Below are 18,213 nucleotides of genomic sequence, written 5' to 3'. Positions count from 1 at the left end.
AACCCATTGTTTTTAAAGTAGTTTACTTCAGTGTTATTTTCGACTGTAGTTTAATTGAAATCATACTTGTTAACTTTCGGCATGTGAATTTTTGTAAACAGTTTATTTAATCAGTTTCACACTTTGATTTTTTACTGATTATTAAGCTTAAAACAAGGTACTTTGGGTTGAGTTTGGCTGTACGCCAAGTGCGCTTAGAATCATATCGGCAACTGGTTCTAGCTGCCGCTGTATATAAAGAGGGTAATTGAGGGTGTTATTTGAATTGTAAATTTCAGCGCCATTAATAGCATAAACATATTCTATTATTTGGCCACGCTTTACATCAAAGTCGGGGTTATTCGCTTTATATTTTTTTACTGCTTGCACATGCGGGGGAATATTTTTTACATAGTCACTTAAATTTTGGCCTAAACGTTTACGGTATATAAGTTTTTTATCAAACTCCCCTGCGTATAGTTTTTTAGTGTAGCTTTTTATAATGTCGTTTAATTGCTCTATTTTAAATTGTTGATCAAATAATGTTTTAAAAAGTTCGGTTTGAAACTCTTGTGCAAACTGGGTCCAATCGCTGCGCACGGTTTCCATTCCTTTAAAAATGAGCTGCTTGGCGTTGTTTTTATCAATTTGGCCAACGTAACGTTTTTTTGAGCCTATTTTTTTTCCTCTTATGGTTGGCATAAAAAATGGGCTGTAATGGGTTTCAAACTCTATTTCTAAATAACTGGTCAACGAAAAGCGAGTTTTAATGCTATCAGACCAGCGTTTGTTAATAACTTGCATCACATCATTACCTATTTCATTACACTGTGTGGCATTTAAGCGCTCATTTACTTTTACAAATATTGAATCTGTGTCGCCATAAATAACCTCATAACCTAGCTCTTCAATCCATTTTCGGGTGGTTTGCATGATTTCGTGCCCCCTAAGTGTAATTGAACTTGAGAGCCTGGGATCGTAAAATCGGCAACCTTTAGAGCCTAATACACCATACAAGCTGTTCATTATTATTTTTATTGCCTGAGAAAGCATTGGCTGGTTGGTGTCTTTAGCTTTTTGGCGAGTACGGGTTAAGTGCTTAATTAATTTGGGTAAGTGATGCAGCTCGCGTGAAAAAAGTGCATCGTTAAACCCTGCTACCGCACTTTCGGGAGAGTTTAGCCCTTCTATAAGGCCTAATGGATCAATACAAAAAGTGCGCATAATTGACGGATACAAGCTTTTAAAGTCGAGCACTAATACATTTTTATATAAACCAGGAGTCGACTCCATTACATAACCGCCAGGGCTTTCAAACGATAAGCCATGATCGCCTAAATTAGGTGCAACATAGCCACTGCGATGTAATAAGGGTAAATATAGGTTGGTAAATGCAGCTACCGAGCCGCCCATACGTTCTAGTTCAAGCCCCGTAAGTTGCGTTCTTACTATGGCAAATTCAAATAGCTTTAACTTAACAAAAATTCTATTTACTAATATACAGTCTTGGCGGTTATAAGCGGCAAGTGCGAGCTTGTCGTAATTAAATTGACGAATAATTTCGCTAAGGCGATTATCAGCTTGAATTAACTTAGACTCGCCCAGCACTTTATGAGAAATATTAGCTAACGAATAACTATCAAAATGATAAGTGGCATTTTTTAGTGTATCTATACCATCTATTACGCTGCGCCCAGGTAAAGTAAGCCGGGTGTAATGACCCGTTCTAATTGTTAAAGGTTGTTGATCTCTACCTAAATTAAGCACCAGTCCTAATGCTTCTGCGCGGGCGTTAAGTACGCTAAAATCAAATTCAATTACATTCCAACCCACAATCACATCCGGATCGTTACTAGTAATGTAGCACTGTAATTTTTGCAGTAGGTTTATTTCATCAACGCACCAGTCAATACTAAATGCGTTACTGTGAGGCTGTGGCTCACCAATCATTAATACGCAATCTAGGCCATTGCCAACTAATCCAACCGAGAACAACACGCCTTCTGCGTTACATTCTATATCTAATGAAAGCGACGCGAGCTGTGGCGTATAGTTTGGATTAGCTTTTAGTTTTGCTTGAGTAATTTCGATAAAGCCATTTTTTTGTAGCGCCTCTCCAGTTACCCACACTCCTCCTTTAATAAAGCGCTCCATTAAAAATCGGTCGCTGTGGCGAATATCCCCTTCGTATATATTTATTTGCTCCTCAAGCTGGGCTCTTGCTTTATAAAGGCTACTACTGTCGTTAAAATAGCAGGCTGTGCAGTCAACACCACTAAAGTGGCGCATATTAACCGCTTTAAAACTTACCTTTATTTTGGCTTTGGCTAATAACGTTTGTGCAAGAGGAAGTTGTTGTTGCGCAATAAAAAATACGGCTTGCTGGTTTTCAACAACCACCTTTATAGGCCCAGACTCAGAGCTTAACCAATAACACAAAGTAAGGCCCTGCCTGTTTTTAGACGAGTATTGTTGCCTTGATAAAATAAAGCCCTGATAGATTGCTTGTGTCAATGTCCGATCCCACTTAATATATACACTGTAATTATATACATACTTTAGGTAATCATCACATGCTATCGAGCTCATTAAAAAAAACTATTAGGCAAGTACATCAGCATGTGGCTAATAACCTAAGTGATTACCGCCCGCGTAGCAGCCAAAATTACTTAGTTGCCGAAATAGCAAAAACGCTAGCGGGTGAATATCACAAAAAACAACGTATTTGCGTTATAGAAGCAGGTACAGGCACGGGCAAGTCTCTGGCATATTGTTTAGGCGCTTTGCCACTTGCGCTAGCACAAAAAAAGAAATTAGTTATTTCAACCGCCACAGTTGCGCTGCAAGAGCAGTTAATAGCCAAAGAGTTACCTTTTTTTAAAAAGCATTCAGGGCTTAGTTTTAAGTTTGATTTAGTAAAAGGTCGCCAGCGATATATTTGCGCTCATAAACTACACAATGCGGTTAACGGCGATAGCCAAACACAAATGGAATTTATGCCTACGCTTAGCTCCCCTTTAAGCGTAATGGAAACTAAATGTTTAAATGATCTTTACACCGCTTATACGACTAAAAAATGGCAAGGCGACAGAGATAGCTGGGCCGACACAGTTCCCGATAAAGTATGGGGATTAATAGCCTGCGATAAACACTCGTGTCAGCGCCAAATGAAAGCGCATCAAACCTGCCCGTTTCAGCTTGCGCGTCAGCAATTAATGCAAATGGATGTACTGGTGATCAACCACTCTTTATTACTTGCAGATTTAGACTTAGGCGGGGGTAAAATTTTACCCGAACCCGACAACACTATTTATGTAATTGATGAAGCACACCATTTAGCGCATATTACTCGCGACTTTTCATCCGCGGCGGCGACAATAAAAGGCACTATAGAGTGGCTCGATAAGCTCACTAAATTTAGCGGCAAAATGGCTAAAGTAATAGTGGGTCAAAAGGCGATAGGACAAAACTTTAAGCTTTGCGATAGCATTAACGACGCCAACAAAGATTTAAAAGTAGTACGCGACATTCTCGATAATGCTGACTTTGAATATTCAAAAGATGATACTTACAGGTTCGAAAATGGCGAAATTCCACAGTCATTACACAGTAAAGCCAAAGATATAAGCGAAGCCACGCAAGATGCACTGCGCTGCTTAAGTAAAATGCATGACACGCTAACCCAAGATGTAAGCGACGGCGATATAAAACCCTACGTAGCCGACCCTATTTTAGGCGAGAGCGGGCAATACATAAATCGTTTAGAGCAATTAAATAAGCTGTGGTTTAGCTATGCAAATAAAGGTGAAGGTACACCGCATGCTAGATGGATAAAGCGCCTTGAGTATAAAAACCACCATGACCATTTATTAAGCGACTGCCCTATTGAAGTAGGTTACTACTTAAAAGACAAGCTATGGAGCGAGTGCGCGGGCGCAGTTTTATGCTCGGCTACATTAAGTGCTTTAGGCTCGTTTGATCATTTTGCTTACGAAACAGGCCTGGCCAAAGAGGAAGGCGTTAAATTTATTAAAGTGCCCTCGCCTTTTGACTACCCAAATCAAGCTACTTTGCGTATTCCGGTTTCTAAAATTGAACCAACCGATAAAGCATTTAGCGATCACTTAGCCAATACTCTACCTGAGTATTTAGACACCAAAAAAGCCAACCTAGTATTGTTTGCTTCTTACTGGCAAATGGACCATGTATCAAAGTTTCTTAGAACAAAGGGTTTTAACTTATTAGTACAAGGCGAAATGTCGCGTGAGGCAATGCTTAAATTACATACTAAAAATATTGACGACGGCAAAGGTAGTATTTTATTTGGCACTCAAAGCCTCTCAGAAGGCCTTGATTTACCAGGTAAATACTTAGAAAATCTAATAATTACAAAAATTCCTTTTGCCGTACCCACCTCGCCAATTGAAGAAGCGCAAGCCGAGTTTGTACAAAGTAAAGGCGGCAATCCTTTTTTATCAATAACCGTTCCCGATGCGGCAAAGAAATTGGTACAAAGCTGTGGTAGACTGCTGCGTAAAGAAAGCGATGCTGGCTGTATTACTATTCTCGATAGACGCTTGATCACTAAGCGATACGGCAAAGCAATGCTCGACACCTTACCTCCTTTTAAAAGACAGATAGATTATTAATAATGTTTGAACTTGCACTCGATCCAACAACCTGGGCTATTTTATGTGCCGTTGCACTTGCCGCAGGTTTTATTGACGCCATCGCCGGTGGTGGTGGTATGTTAACGGTTCCTGCTTTATTAACAGCAGGCTTACCACCGCATTTAACGCTTGGCACAAATAAATTAGCCGCAAGCTTTGGCTCTTTAACTGCAAGTTATACTTATTATAAAAAAGACTTATTTAACCCTAAGTTTTGGCTAGCCTCTATTTTTGCCACCGCCATTGGCGCATTAATAGGCACTTTAATAGTTGATCACTTAAGTATCGACTTCTTAAATAAATTATTACCTATAATTATAATTGTTGTAGCCTGTTATAGCTTGTTTGGTAGTTTAAGTACCACAGAGGGAAGTGAACTACCTAAGCTTACCCAAACAATGAAAATAAAGCAGTGGCTGCAAGGCTTAAGCTTAGGTTTTTTTGATGGCTTAGCAGGACCAGGTACAGGCACCTTTTGGACCGCCTCAAACGGCATGCTATATAAAATGAACCTACTGCTAAATTGTGGTTTATCGCGCTCAATGAACTTTGTGTCTAACTTTATTTCACTTATTACTTTTGTAGCATTAGGCCATGTTAACTTTTTACTGGGTATTACTATGGGCTTTTTTATCATGCTAGGCGCATGGTTTGGCGCGCATTCAGCAATACGCTTTGGCAGCAAGTTTATTCGCCCAGTATTTAATACTATGGTTATATTATTAGCACTAAAACTTATTTACGAGGCTTACTTTTAATATGCACTCACCCGCTTTTGATAAACTACGCCAACAAGTTGCAACCTTAAAGCAGCAAGCCGAGCAATTTGATAAAGCAAAACTGTTTTCTAAAAACCGTTATATGCAAGCGCAACCAAGCTTATTTGACCGTGCTGTTTTTAGTACTAAAAGTATGAACCTAGCCGACTATGTAGCCGAAATAGAAGACGAAGTATCGTCTTTACCACCAAGTGAGCATCGCCATGCATACACCTACGCACTTGAGCGTATAGCAACACAAGTACAAGCTGTTTTTAATGTTATTAAATCAACCCCTATTTGGATAAAAGAAAATAAAAGTCACTATAAACCGCGCCCCAAACAAGCTGTTTATAAACAAGCCGTGCAACAAGTAATACAATCATCTCATGAGCTTTATGACGAACTTAAACAAAATCACGAATTTGAACGCCGATTATTACTAATGATTGAAGAGCGTAAAATGCAAATGGATAAAGCAACTCCAGCTAAAGCACAAAAGCTAAATTTGGAAATATTAACAACGCATGCACGCTTAGGGCGCTGTAGAAAAGCGATTTCGGCCACCGAAGAAAAAATACAACGTGTAGAAAAACAACAACTTCGCTAAACACTTTAAGTATGTTTCACAATGCCAATCAAGCCGTTAACTAATTAACCGTTAATAAATAGCTGTAAAGCTATCCCCTCGATTTATACTGTTCCTTGGTATAAACTCAATTAAATGGATTAAAAACGAGCGAGTGGAATATGCAATTACACGAAGATATACATAACTTTTATGAAAAATTTGTTTTAGAAGAAATAATTAATCGCAAACTTAATGAGCAGTATACTGATGATGTAATGGCCGATTTTTGCTGTACTGTTTTAAATCAACTGCCTGCGCGCTATATTCGCTCCGACGTAGATATGGCTTATTATTTATCACAAACAGAGCGTATGCATATGCAACAGCGAGTGCAAACAGCCATTGATGTAGCAATTAGCCAAATTGCAAAAAAGAAACCTCAGCATGAGCAATAATCTACAACAAGCACCAACCCATATAAAACTCGCAGTCGATTTAATTATGCTACTAGAGCAACACGACGTTGCTCCTGATGAAGTACTTAAAGCACTCGAAATAGTAAAAATCGACTTTGAAAAAAAGCAGAGTAATGAGCTAGCTTTGTGATTTTTGAATTAACAGTAACAACTGCGCTGTGGCGGTTGCATCGGCAAGCGCTCGGTGATGGCTAGTTAAGTTTAAATTAAAGTGCTTTGACAAATTACCCAACGAGTACGACTTTAAGCCCGCAAAGGCTTTACGCGATTCCACCACAGTGCACAACTTGGGCATTTTAAAAGACACCTTTGCCATTTCGCATTCTTTTTTAATAAACCCGTAGTCAAAGTTAACATTGTGCGCAACAAAAATGCTTCCCGCTAATTTAGCCATTAAAGGTTTTACTATATCTGCAAATACTGGCGCATTACTTACCATGCTATCGCTAATACCGGTTAACGACGTGATAAACCCAGGTATATGTCGCTGTGGGTTAACTAAAGTAGTCCAGGTATCGATTACTTTGCCATGCTGTACTTTAACTAAGCCAATTTCGGTTATTTTGTTACCGCCTTTTAATGCGCCTGTCGTTTCTAAATCAACTACGCTGTAAATGCGGTTGGGATCTATAAACCATTTAACAACGGCTATATGTACCTCAAAACCACTGCTCTTTAAGTTATCTATAGTCGTTAATTGATTTCGCCTTAGCTTGTCGCCTGGGGCTTTTACTTCTTCAAAATGTACTTTGCCGTTATGGATAACCATTAAGTCGGGGTAGCCGTCTTTTAGCTGTAAATAATGTTTACTCATATTAGTTAAGTGAGTAATTAACGCCTCAATTGGGCTATTTAAAATCAGCGCTTCTAGTGGTTGTAATAACTCGTTATGCCATTTAAATAAACCGTTAGGTTGATCAAAGTATTGCGCTGCATTTTTACATACTAATTTAAGTAATGCCTGAGGTGTTTGGCACTGTGCTAAGCGCTCATTTATTTGCGCTGGTTGCGCTGCATAAAAATTACCAAGCCTTAATACTTGCGGATAAATATCAAACTCATTGCATAGCGGATAAGGGGTATCAATAAATAATTCGTGCCAAAATACTAAACTAAACAAACTTTGCCACAATGTGTTTTCGGTATTAAATACCTGCATACCTTGGCCAGTGTAATAATCGTTTACGCCTTGCTCTACTTCACCTCGGTATAATTCGTCAATTTCGAGTACGCACTGAGTGTCAGCAAGCATAGTGCTTAAACGCGAACGCGTTTGCTTATTAAATTTACGCATTAAAAAGTCGTCAGCAAAGTACAGTAAATCATCCGTTAGCGGATTTTCAATAATGGCTTCTAAGCGTGCTTTTACCCACTGTTTATTACCAAGCCTGTATTGCTCTCTTATTTGAATTTCGTGTGCTTCGCTATCATCAACACACCCTTCAAGTAAACTAAAAGCAAGTTCGCTATTGGTGTTTTTTAACTGTTTAAAAAGCTGTACTAATAACTTATTTTTAAGCGCAACAGCTATTGCACCATACGCAGCTTGCACTAGAACCTGCAGCGCTAAAGCAACGTAATCGTTCTCATCGGTTATATTTTTAAATGCTAATCGGTAACGGTTTAATAAATAGTTTGATTGCGCCTCGGCCTTCGTTTCAAAGCGCGATAAGCTCTCGCTATGCCCTTCACGCGTAGCGGTTAAACCTAAGTCTCGCATTACAAAACGGTTTTGATGATTCACATCACCACTGCTTAGTTTACCTGCAAATAAAAACTCAAAATACTCATAATAATCGCTGCGATTATTAATTACATACTGGCTATAAAACGGTGCAAGCTCGTGCGGGCAGCTTTTAAAAAACTCACGGGCGCTATCCACCAGCGCGCCTTTAGCGGCGCTCTTTTTATAGCTTATTTGATCAGGATAATTACTTAGTAACTCTAGTAAAGCAGGTTTGGTTAAGTGCGCTAAAAGCTGCGAATAATGCTGCTCGTTTGGCTCAAATAAAATGCCGGCTTTTTTTAGCGTATAAATAGCCTGATGCGGCGAGGTTATTTCTTCATAATTAAGCGATTGCGCCTGCACTAAATAAGGCTTTCGCGAGTACACACGCGCCAACATGCATTGGCTTTGCTCATCTAGCTGATTAATTTTACTAATAAATTCACTATGTTTAGGCTCAAGTAAATGCATGCATTTACTTGTTACAAACTCAATAAGCTCTCTAAAATGCGCTAAATAGTATTTTGCTGGTAATTCTTTTTTCATAACATTGCCATGACTGTATATAAAAACAGTATCTAGTATTTATGCTTATTATTCAATCTTAAAGTTGTAATCAGTAATGCTTTGAGTTATCAGGCGTTAATTAGGACAAGATTTAGCACCATTAATAGTGCTAATAATATTATTTCTTACGCTAATTATGATGCTGCAGCCCTTGCTGTGGCCGCCAGTGCGCAGTGGATTGCTAACTTTGCCATTACCATGACCTTCCCTATTATGTGGCTAACATTGGCCTTGCCGGTGCTTATGGCTTTTATGCGTTATCGGCACTTATAAGCCTGTTTTTTGTTGTTAAATACATAAAAGAAACACGCGGTAAAACGCTCGAATCTATGTAATTTTTAAAAGCGGTGATATTAATCGCCAGCAAAAAAATAACGGGTGCTAACTACTTAGCGCCGAATCAGCAAGTATCAATCGAAATGAAACAAACCGGTTTAGGTGTTTCTATTGTTTGGGAAATTTAAAAAATGGTAACAGAATTCACCCCAGTGTCGGCTGCAATAGGCGGTGCATTAATAGGTATAGCGTGTACGTTATTACTGGTTTTATACGGAAAAATTGCAGGCATCTCGGGCATTGTTAAGTCTGTATTTGCTAAAGTAAGTTCGGGCTCTCGTTGGCAGCTATACTTTATTTTAGGGTTGTTGTTGGCAGGTGTAGCTGTAAGGGTATTTGCCCCTTCTTTATTAGAAGCCGAATTACAGTTGTCGCCTTGGCTTATTGTTGTTGCGGGGCTTTTAGTTGGCGTAGGTACAACTTTAGCTAATGGATGTACAAGTGGCCATGGTGTGTGTGGCATGTCGCGTTTTTCTACCCGCTCTTGGGTTGCAACGTGTACATTTATGCTCGTCGCCTTTATTACAGCAAACCTGGTAGGATAAATAATGAAAGCAATTATGATGGTTGTTATAGGCTTTATATTTGGCTTAGGGCTTATTATTAGCGGTATGACAAACCCCGCTAAAGTAATTAACTTTCTTACCTTTGGAAACCAATGGGATGGAAGCTTAATTATAGTGATGGCTGTTGCCATGCTAATAATGATGCTTACGTGGTTATGGGTTGCAAAAAAAGAGAAGCCACTCCTTTCAGGATCATTTAATTTAAGTGATTTAAAAAAAGTTGATGCGCGCTTAATTACTGGCTCAATACTCTTTGGTTTAGGCTGGGGTTTAAGTGGCATATGCCCAGGCCCGGGCTTGGTTCAATTAGTGTCTCTTAAAATGGAATTTTTGCTGTTTTTTGCGGCCGTGCTAGGCGGTATGTGGCTAACTAAAAAGCTTACTTAAGTTTGATTTTAGAGGCTGTTTAAGTAACCCATTAATACCAGGTGTTAATGGATTACTTAAAGGTAATTAGCCAGCACTTATTATCCGAATTTAGGCCTTTTAATACTCAAGACTAAGTGGCTAATTAATTGTGTAGAGTAGCGCTAAAAAAACGCCCCTAAAAGGAGCGTTTAATTAAACCCAAAACAGATTAACTGTATGGATTGGTGCAATTTGGGATTATATTTATCAGGCTTTTTTCATACTGCCTTGCTCTTCAAGGCGAATATGCCAGCTAAACGCTTCTTCTAATAAATGAGGTGTGTGTCCGCCTCGCTTACAAGCGCGCTCATAGTAATCTAGCATGGCGTCACGGTAATCTGGGTGCACACAGTGCTTAATAACTTGTACAGCACGTTCACGTGGCGCTAAGCCGCGTAAATCGGCTAAGCCTTGCTCGGTTACTAATATATCAACGTCATGTTCGTTATGGTCAACGTGGCTTACCATAGGTACTACACTCGAAATAGCGCCATCTTTAGCAATCGACTTAGTAACAAATATCGCTAAATGCGCATTACGTGCAAAGTCACCCGAGCCGCCAATACCATTCATCATGCGAGTACCACAAACATGGGTTGAGTTTACGTTACCGTACATATCAAACTCAAGCGCAGTATTAATGGCAATGATCCCTAAACGGCGTACTATTTCAGGGTGATTCGACACTTCTTGCGGACGTAACACTAACTTATCTTTATATTCTGATAGGTTATTAAATACTTTTGCATTACAACGCTCTGATAAAACAATTGAACTGCCTGAAGCAAATTTAAGTTTACCGGCATCAATTAAATCAAAGGTCGAATCTTGTAATACTTCTGAGTACATTGTTAAATCTTCAAAATCAGAATCTAACAATCCCATCATTACCGCGTTAGCAATATTACCAATACCTGCTTGTAATGGCCCTAGGTTTTCTGCCATACGCTTTTGTGCTACTTCTTCTTTAAAAAAGCTCACTAAGTGGCTGGCAATAGCCGCTGTATCTACGTCAGGGTCGGTAACTGTTGAAAACGAATCGCTCTGATTAGTAAAAACAATGCCAACAATTTTAGCAGGATCAATTGGAATAGCCGTGCTACCAATACGATCATCTACTTTAGTTAAAGGAATTGGTTGGCGCACAGGGCGATACGAAGGAATATATATGTCATGCAAGCCTTCAAGTTCAGGGCTGTGCAACATATTTATTTCAATAATCACTTCTTTAGCAAAAATAGCAAAGCTTGCAGAGTTTCCTACCGAAGTAGTAGGCACAATATGGCCTTCTTCAGTAATTGCTACCGCTTCAATAACCGCCACATCAGGCATAGTTAATTGATGATTACGCAACTGCTCAACGGTTTCTGATAAATGCTGGTCAATAAACATTACTTCGCCGTTATTAATCGCTTTACGTAATGTACTATCTACTTGAAAAGGCATACGGCGGGCTAGCACACCCGCTTCTGTAAGTAGTTTATCTAAATCATTACCTAACGACGCACCGGTCATTAGGTTTATTTTCATTGGATTATTTTTAACACGCTCAACCAGTGCTCTTGGCACGGCTTTAGCTTCACCGGCACGAGTAAAGCCACTCATGCCTACTGTCATTCCATCTTTAATAAATTGGCTAGCTTGTTCTGCTGACATTACTTTTTGGTGCAGATTGCTATTGCGGATACGTTCTAACTGCATACTACTGAGCCCCTTTTTAATTTGGCGTTATTTTAAGTATTACAGCGCACTTCGCAATCTAGACTTAGGTCGCATTTACTAAATTAAGTTACGCAAACACAGAATAAAGTGCCTTGGTGGTAGCAATCTACTTTAATGTACGAACATTTATATAAATTTAATATGCTGATATAGCGTAAGTTTTAAGTGAGTATTTAAAGTATGGGATTAAAATTAGAAAAAAGTAGAATAATGAGAGAAAAATAAATTGAATAAAATGTAGTTTATAAAGTGGCTTAGTTATAAGTAATTAGTTTATACACCCAATGTTGTTTGAAGCATAAGGTGACATAAAGTGACCGAATACTAGCTTTATGATGCGAGATTTCTTTAGAGTAATTTTTTTACTAATATCCTTGTCTTCTCAACGTCAAATGCTCTAGCGGCATATCCTTGTGTGAGTAAATTTTGTGATAAATATTCATCAAACTTATCAATGGCCTTTTCTGAGATAACTTCAGCTAAATCAATTGCTGATATTGTTTCGTTATTTTCAAAGCTTTTAAGCGCATCAATAACATCTTCTACTAAAGCATTTTCAACCTCTATCACCCCTGCAAATGCGCCAGCACCAAAACCTTTGTTAATAAGTACAGCAACAAGTGTATTTAAAACTTTATCTCCGGCCCAAGGCAGAATAACTACTATATTGCCATGCTGTATAAAATGCGTACTATCAAGTTTTGCTGTTTGAAAAAAACCTGCTGCTTCTTTGAAAAGTGATTGAGCAACCTCATCACCAAACTCAATTTTTTGTTCGCCAACTTGAATTCTGTAATCTCCTTCTCTCAATATTGTCAGCATCTCTTGCCTTACTACATCATGTACAGCCATCCCTGTACCACCGAACTTAGGTGGTTTCCCGCCTTTTGCATGCCGTACTGAAATCACTTTTTTGTCAGCATCAACCAACTCAACAACCCAACGCTTGCCAGCAAATATAATATGTTGCCCTTCTAAAATTAGGCTGTCTATGGGCAATGTCCCTAGTGTTTTACTACCAGTCACTATTCTAAATTCTTCAGGGGTTTTAAACACCGCATAAAACGTATAATGATTTGTTACTTTTTCACCCATGTGGCCTAAAACAAGTTCACCACTCCCTAACTGAGTAATAAGCTCTACTTTTCCCATGTGAGACAGCAAACCTTTAAAGTGGGTAATACTAACCTGCTGAAACGGCCCATCTTTGCACAGTAATACGTAGATTTGATCTGCTCTTATACCACCCCATTGCGCGATGAGCGCTAAGACTTGATGTAGTAATGTCGAAAAGTGATAAAGCGAAGTGTCTGCGGGTTCGTACCACTTGCTTGCAACCAGTAACCGTATCATCGCCAGCGATTGAACTAATTCAAGCCGAAGTTTATCTGCAATATTTGATTGCTCTGTAAGGTCGGCCTCTGTTATCAGCATTCGCAAAACACTAGCGCCACCACGCCTGCCTGAACGACCCATTCGCTGCCGTAAGCTTGCAATAGAATGTGGCGCAGTAACTTGCACAACAGAGTTAACTTTACCTATATCAATGCCTAACTCCAAAGTCATAGTACATATTGCTGTTGTTGGAATTTGATCTTGCTGAAGCCGAGCTTCAAGTGTTTCTCGCATTTCTTTGGCTAACGAGCCGTGATGTGGAAAAAACTCGTTAGGCACAATGTTGCTCTCACACATCTCTGCAAGAGTAGTTGCAATGCTTTCGGTGCGGCTTCTGCTGTTGGCAAATACTAGGTGGTTTCCACCACGGCAAAGGCCATATAAATCGTTACATACTCTTTGCTCCGCAGTAAGCGTCTCATCTGTTACTACAGCGCTTTCAATGTATCCTTTCACTTGCATTTTTAACGATGATGAAGACTGCGTTTGCTTTATTATTTTACAAGGTAGTGATTTATTTGGTCTTAAAGATGCTGGGACACTTTCTAGGTCACCTAAAGTGGCACTTAAAGCCGTTCTGGGTATTGGCGAGTTTACGCGGCCAAGCAGATGCTCTAAGCGGTGCAGTAAACTCAACAAGTGATGGCCACGCTCAGTACCAATAAATGCGTGAAATTCGTCTATAACTATATGCTTTAAATTCTGAAAAGCAGATTTTACCCAACCACTGTCTCTTATTAATAATGACTCTAGGGACTCAGGCGTTATTAACACCATGCCGGATGGATTTCGTTTCAGCTTATTTTTTCGACCTTGCGAGCTATCACCATGCCAAGGTGTAACTTGTATGCCTAATAAATCTGACAAGCTTTCGAGTCTTCGGTCTTGATCGTTTATTAACGCCTTTAGCGGGCTGATATATAAAATGCCCACACCGCTTACTTCATCTGCGATACTACTTATTGCAGGTAAAAAAAATGCTTCCGTTTTACCTGCGGCAGTAGAGGCACTAATAAGCACATCAGTATTGCCTGAGAGGATAGGATCAATTGCTAAACATTGTATCTCTCTAAGTCGATCCCAACCTTGTTTAAAAATCCACTGCTGAATGCGAAAATCGAGCTTTTCGTGTGCGTTGATCATAATTTAAAGTCAGCTAGCTCATCGTCTTCAGATTCAATATCTAACTCTACATCGGAAGGTTTTTCCTGTGCTATATTAACATTTTCTATTAAGCTGTCCCACGAAATGTTTGGATTTTGATCAATCACGGCAAGCATATCTAAAAACGCTTTGATCGTATTTCTTGGTGTTCTGAAGTAAGCGTCTCCAATTGTTTTACTGCAATGGACTAAAAATGCTTTTAGGGACTCGTCAGGCACTAAATATAACGATTCATCCCCTGATGCGAAAACATGTCTAAGGTTTTTAAGTAATATGAATAACTCTTCTGGCGTTAAACTTGCCAAATGTAATGCTGGAGATGAGTAATCAATAACACCAGCTTGTTTTGCAAATGTATTGCCAGCTAAGCGAGATTGCAGCGCTTCATAACTATATAAGCCTTTTCTTGGATCAAGTAAAAACTCAGGTGTACCACCCAGTAAAAACCCTAAGTACTCAGCCGATCCTTGTAAGCAGTCGTTGAGTATTCTTAGAATTTGCTCGTAATTTGATAATCGTGCTTGGGTGCTATTGAGTTTGTATAAATTTACCATTTCATCGAGGTTAACTAATAACCCTTCGTAGCCAGCTTGCCTTACAAATAAGCTCATAAGCTTTAGAGAGTCATAAAACGATGCATCTGAAATAATACTTCTGATACCAAGATCTTTGCGAGCATCTGTTTTTGTAGCATATTCTGCTCTTAACCATTTTACAGCGTTGTTTTTAAGTTGCTCGTTATCTGTTTCATGGCCTGTCCAGTATGCTTCGATAACTTTTGCAAAGTCGTAACCACCTACAAGCTCAGAGAGTGACGCGAGCCTTTCGTGGATCACTGTGGTTATTTCCTTGCTTGTATTATCAGCTTCTTTTCGTGCTTCGGTAATAAACTTTTCAACCACACTGGTCAATGCATTACCATCAGGCTTATTACGAGTAGACATGTTTCTCATTAACTCAGAATACAAGTTTCTGGCTTGTCCTGATGATGCATGAATACGACGGTCGGGAGATAAATCCGCATTAACAGTAACTAGCTTTCGCTCTAATGCTATCGCTCTTACAACACTTAAAAAGAATGTTTTACCTGATCCATATTCACCAATAATTAACCGAAAAGCAGAGCCGCCCTCTGTCACTCTGTCGATATCTTTAATGAGCGCCTTAAGTTCATTACCACGGCCTACTTGTATATGCTGTATGCCGACTTTTGGGGTAACACCCGATTTAAGAGACTGTATAATTGCATCGCGCTCTTTTGCTCTAATTTTTTTTGCTGCCATTGTTATAACTCCCTTATCTCTTCGACTATTTCTTCATCAATGTATATATCACCATCGTCTTCGATTACTGGTGCATCCACTAAATCAAATGACCAGTCATTGATGGTTTCTATAGCACCATCGACCATTAATTTTAGCTCACTACACATTTGGGCTACCTCTTCGCGACCCCATTGCGCTTTAGCACATAGCTTTTCAAACAACTGGCTATGAGCCAGATCTAATCCATCAACTTCGTTTGTCAGCTCTGAGACTTCAATATAATCGCTTTCATCTTCACCTGAGATAAAGATCTGTTCCAACATATTTTTTGCTTCTGTTGTTTGGCTTTCATGAAGGGCTAATATTGTTTCATCTAAGCTAAATTCTGATGAGTTTTGATTACTTAGTGCTGGTTGGTGACTACTTGTAGTAAGCTGATGAATATCACTCGTAACAGACTCTTTATTCAACCCTAAATTTGTGTAGAGTTTTTCGATTTGCTTTACTTCTTTGTTATCAACATTGCCATCAGCGAGCGCAATAGACAGAATAAACCGTTTCACAAATTCTATTTCTTTTACACCTAAATTATTAAGTCTATTTTTTAACCCCGTATTATCTGATGGTGTAACTAATCGCCATGTAAGATAAGCCTTTAGAGATCGCTTTTCTGTATCCGTTAATTTTTCATCATGAGCAATTAGCTTTTCTAACTCTGAACTTTCTGACTCATCTACAATTCCATCTATATTTGCAACCATAGCACCTAAGCGCAGTGCGACACCGACTTGATTAAACGCATAGCTAGGGACGAACTCTTCCCCATGACCTGGATAAAATAATACAAGTTTGCCATCTAATTTAGGTTTTGTATGGTGATAACGTAAGTCAGGCGCAATACCAATATCAGCAAAGCTAGCTAAGTTATAAATGAGCTCACCTTCTTTCTTATTTATCGCTTTTGGTGCTGGTAAGTCTGTTTGCAACCAAAAATCAGCTACATTTGTTACCCCATCATGTTCTAAAATGATAGTTTGGGCCCACGTTTTAAACTTTTCGATTAATGGTGATGGTTGGCTATTAGCGATGGCACGAGGCAACAGTATTAATGCAGCTAAATCATCTTTGCTTGTATTAGTCTTAGCTAAATAACGGCTATAGCTAGCTAGTTCCTCAGTGACCATATCTGCTATTGGAATAAGCTTTTTTATAGGTGCTTTTAATATGCTCGGGTCAGGCAAACCGTCGAGTAAAATTTTAACGCTAGGGATGCCACCACTGGCAGCAAAGTACTCAGCGTTTAATTTAGTTTTATTTACTTTTACTTGCATTCCTTCTGGGAATTTTTGCTTGTAGTAAAGTTTGAAAAGTGAATCAAACTCTACATCGCAGCGTCTAGCTGCTGTTTTTAGATTGTATTGGTCTGTATTTTTAATCCACTCAAGTGCTAGTTCATCACTCACTCTTTCTGTGGCAACAACTTGCTCTGAAAGACGTAATTTAAAAAGTAGTGAATGACGCGTCTTCGGTAATATATGTTTTTTACTTTTAAATAATTCAGGTTTAAGTAAATACATAAATTCCAAAAAGTTTGCTGAGTAACCAGCAAAAGAACGATTTGAAATAAACACCTTGTGCAAACGCAGTACTTCATAAAAAATGTCTTCAAATTGTTCATCTCCAACTTTATCAACTTGACCATTTTCAATAACAAATCTTTCAAGTCCATAAAAGTACAAAAACACGAATCCTACTGGGGTATTGGCCGCGCTTCTGTCGGTTGCTAACCAGTCAAGGTAGGCTCCTCTACACTGTCTAGAAAGCCTGTTATAACTCGGCCAGTAACCAAGTGAATCATCTGTATAATAACCTAGCTGATGCCCCAAAGGGGTTGATGCGGGTAAAATTGGGTTTAATAATGCAGGCTCAGAGTCATAACCTCGAAGAGACTCCATTTTTTCACCTAAGTAAATAAATCCTCTTAGCCTGCGCTTGTGTATAATAGTTTCTTTCTTCTTATCAAGCCATTGGGCTTTTCTTGTACTTTTAATGTTTGCATTTTGAGGTTCTGTGCTCTCAAAAATATTAAATGTAGCAAAATCGTCCTCAGAATGTGTTGCACTATGGGCACTCTCTATAATTGGCGTAGGTTTATTAACAGCAGTGGTGTGAGTTTTTGGATTAGTCTGCTTTGCTGTGGTTAATTCAGTAGCTTGTTCGTGTAACTCAACACTAACTGATGCTTTTGTAGTTGTAATAGGAGCTATCGAGCTAGTTACGTCACTCGAAGGTCTAGATAAAGAAGGCTTAGATAAAGAATGTTTAGAAGCAGCCGCATCACGAGTTTCTTTTATATTTTGACTCGGGTTACCTAGCACTCTAGGCTTTGTTTTTTTTGAATCTGAGCGTGAACTTGTAATTAACCAAATTATCAATATAACAACTGCAATTATAAAAACGAATTCCATGCAACATCCCTTTAAAAATGGTTGGCACCATTTTGTTATTTAAAACTCCATCTACTACTAACATACCACTAAAAAATTCATAAATGTATAGTACTGTTGCTAAGTAATTTCAATTATTCTTAAGCAAACAATAAAACCGTCT

13 protein-coding genes and 1 pseudogene are annotated in these 18,213 nt (G+C 38.9%); 8 read left to right on the top strand and 6 right to left on the bottom strand.

Annotated features, from left to right (window positions below; genetic code table 11):
* Nucleotides 1–147: 147 nt before the first annotated feature.
* Entirely contained in the window at nt 148–2,493 is a 2,346-nt protein-coding gene (locus I6E78_RS06025) for a DNA polymerase II (protein WP_197182151.1), read from the bottom strand.
* A 59-nt stretch (nt 2,494–2,552) separates the two neighbouring features.
* On the opposite strand from I6E78_RS06025, the gene dinG reads away from it, so the two are divergent.
* The 5 genes from dinG (at nt 2,553) to I6E78_RS06000 (ending at nt 6,584) form a co-directional block, all read left to right on the top strand.
* The gene (gene dinG, locus I6E78_RS06020) at nt 2,553–4,628 is read left to right on the top strand and encodes an ATP-dependent DNA helicase DinG (protein ID WP_197182150.1); all 2,076 of its coding nucleotides are present in this window, start codon (nt 2,553–2,555) and stop codon (nt 4,626–4,628) included.
* Between the two features lie 2 nt (nt 4,629–4,630).
* Nucleotides 4,631–5,407: a TSUP family transporter gene (locus tag I6E78_RS06015; RefSeq protein WP_011328650.1), complete on the top strand. Its 777-nt coding sequence runs from the start codon at nt 4,631–4,633 to the stop codon at nt 5,405–5,407.
* 1 nt (nt 5,408) lies between these two features.
* Entirely contained in the window at nt 5,409–6,017 is a 609-nt protein-coding gene (locus I6E78_RS06010; protein WP_011328651.1) for a primosomal replication protein, read from the top strand.
* Nucleotides 6,018–6,157: 140 nt separating this feature from the next.
* On the top strand, nt 6,158–6,433 hold the full coding sequence (locus tag I6E78_RS06005) for a late competence development ComFB family protein (RefSeq protein ID WP_089368542.1): 276 nt from the start codon (nt 6,158–6,160) through the stop codon (nt 6,431–6,433).
* A complete protein-coding gene (locus tag I6E78_RS06000; protein ID WP_179807318.1) occupies nt 6,423–6,584 on the top strand; it encodes a DUF2496 domain-containing protein in 162 nt (53 codons plus the stop codon). The genes I6E78_RS06005 and I6E78_RS06000 overlap by 11 nt, the downstream gene beginning before the upstream one ends.
* Here the strand turns inward: I6E78_RS06000 and I6E78_RS05995 are convergent.
* Nucleotides 6,573–8,726, bottom strand: coding sequence for an exonuclease domain-containing protein (locus I6E78_RS05995; RefSeq protein WP_231617949.1), 2,154 nt, complete (start codon nt 8,724–8,726; stop codon nt 6,573–6,575). The genes I6E78_RS06000 and I6E78_RS05995 overlap by 12 nt on opposite strands.
* Before the next feature lie 165 nt (nt 8,727–8,891).
* Between I6E78_RS05995 and I6E78_RS05990 the strand changes: the two are divergent.
* The 3 genes and pseudogenes from I6E78_RS05990 to I6E78_RS05980 all read left to right on the top strand — a co-directional run.
* Nucleotides 8,892–9,082, top strand: a pseudogene (locus I6E78_RS05990) (MFS transporter); the annotation flags it as partial.
* 132 nt (nt 9,083–9,214) lie between these two features.
* Nucleotides 9,215–9,628 carry a YeeE/YedE family protein gene (locus tag I6E78_RS05985; RefSeq protein ID WP_179807317.1) on the top strand — a complete coding sequence of 138 codons (414 nt, stop codon included), beginning with the start codon at nt 9,215–9,217 and terminating at the stop codon, nt 9,626–9,628.
* Nucleotides 9,629–9,631: 3 nt separating this feature from the next.
* On the top strand, nt 9,632–10,036 hold the full coding sequence (locus tag I6E78_RS05980; protein ID WP_182677443.1) for a DUF6691 family protein: 405 nt from the start codon (nt 9,632–9,634) through the stop codon (nt 10,034–10,036).
* Between the two features lie 228 nt (nt 10,037–10,264).
* Here the strand turns inward: I6E78_RS05980 and I6E78_RS05975 are convergent, their stop codons facing one another.
* The 4 genes from I6E78_RS05975 to I6E78_RS05960 all read right to left on the bottom strand — a co-directional run bounded on the left by I6E78_RS05975 (nt 10,265) and on the right by I6E78_RS05960 (nt 18,071).
* On the bottom strand, nt 10,265–11,758 hold the full coding sequence (locus I6E78_RS05975) for an acetyl-CoA hydrolase/transferase family protein (protein WP_011328660.1): 1,494 nt from the start codon (nt 11,756–11,758) through the stop codon (nt 10,265–10,267).
* Between the two features lie 369 nt (nt 11,759–12,127).
* Nucleotides 12,128–14,317: a DEAD/DEAH box helicase gene (locus I6E78_RS05970; RefSeq protein ID WP_197182149.1), complete on the bottom strand. Its 2,190-nt coding sequence runs from the start codon at nt 14,315–14,317 to the stop codon at nt 12,128–12,130.
* A complete protein-coding gene (locus I6E78_RS05965; RefSeq protein ID WP_086999318.1) occupies nt 14,314–15,621 on the bottom strand; it encodes an ATP-binding protein in 1,308 nt (435 codons plus the stop codon). The genes I6E78_RS05970 and I6E78_RS05965 overlap by 4 nt, the downstream gene beginning before the upstream one ends.
* 2 nt (nt 15,622–15,623) lie before the next feature.
* A complete protein-coding gene (locus I6E78_RS05960) occupies nt 15,624–18,071 on the bottom strand; it encodes a tellurite resistance TerB family protein (RefSeq protein ID WP_197182148.1) in 2,448 nt (815 codons plus the stop codon).
* Nucleotides 18,072–18,213 lie beyond the last annotated feature (142 nt).

The sequence above is a fragment of the Pseudoalteromonas sp. NZS127 genome (genome assembly GCF_015864805.1).
Lineage (GTDB): Bacteria > Pseudomonadota > Gammaproteobacteria > Enterobacterales > Alteromonadaceae > Pseudoalteromonas > Pseudoalteromonas nigrifaciens.
This window is presented reverse-complemented; position numbering and strand designations above follow the sequence as displayed.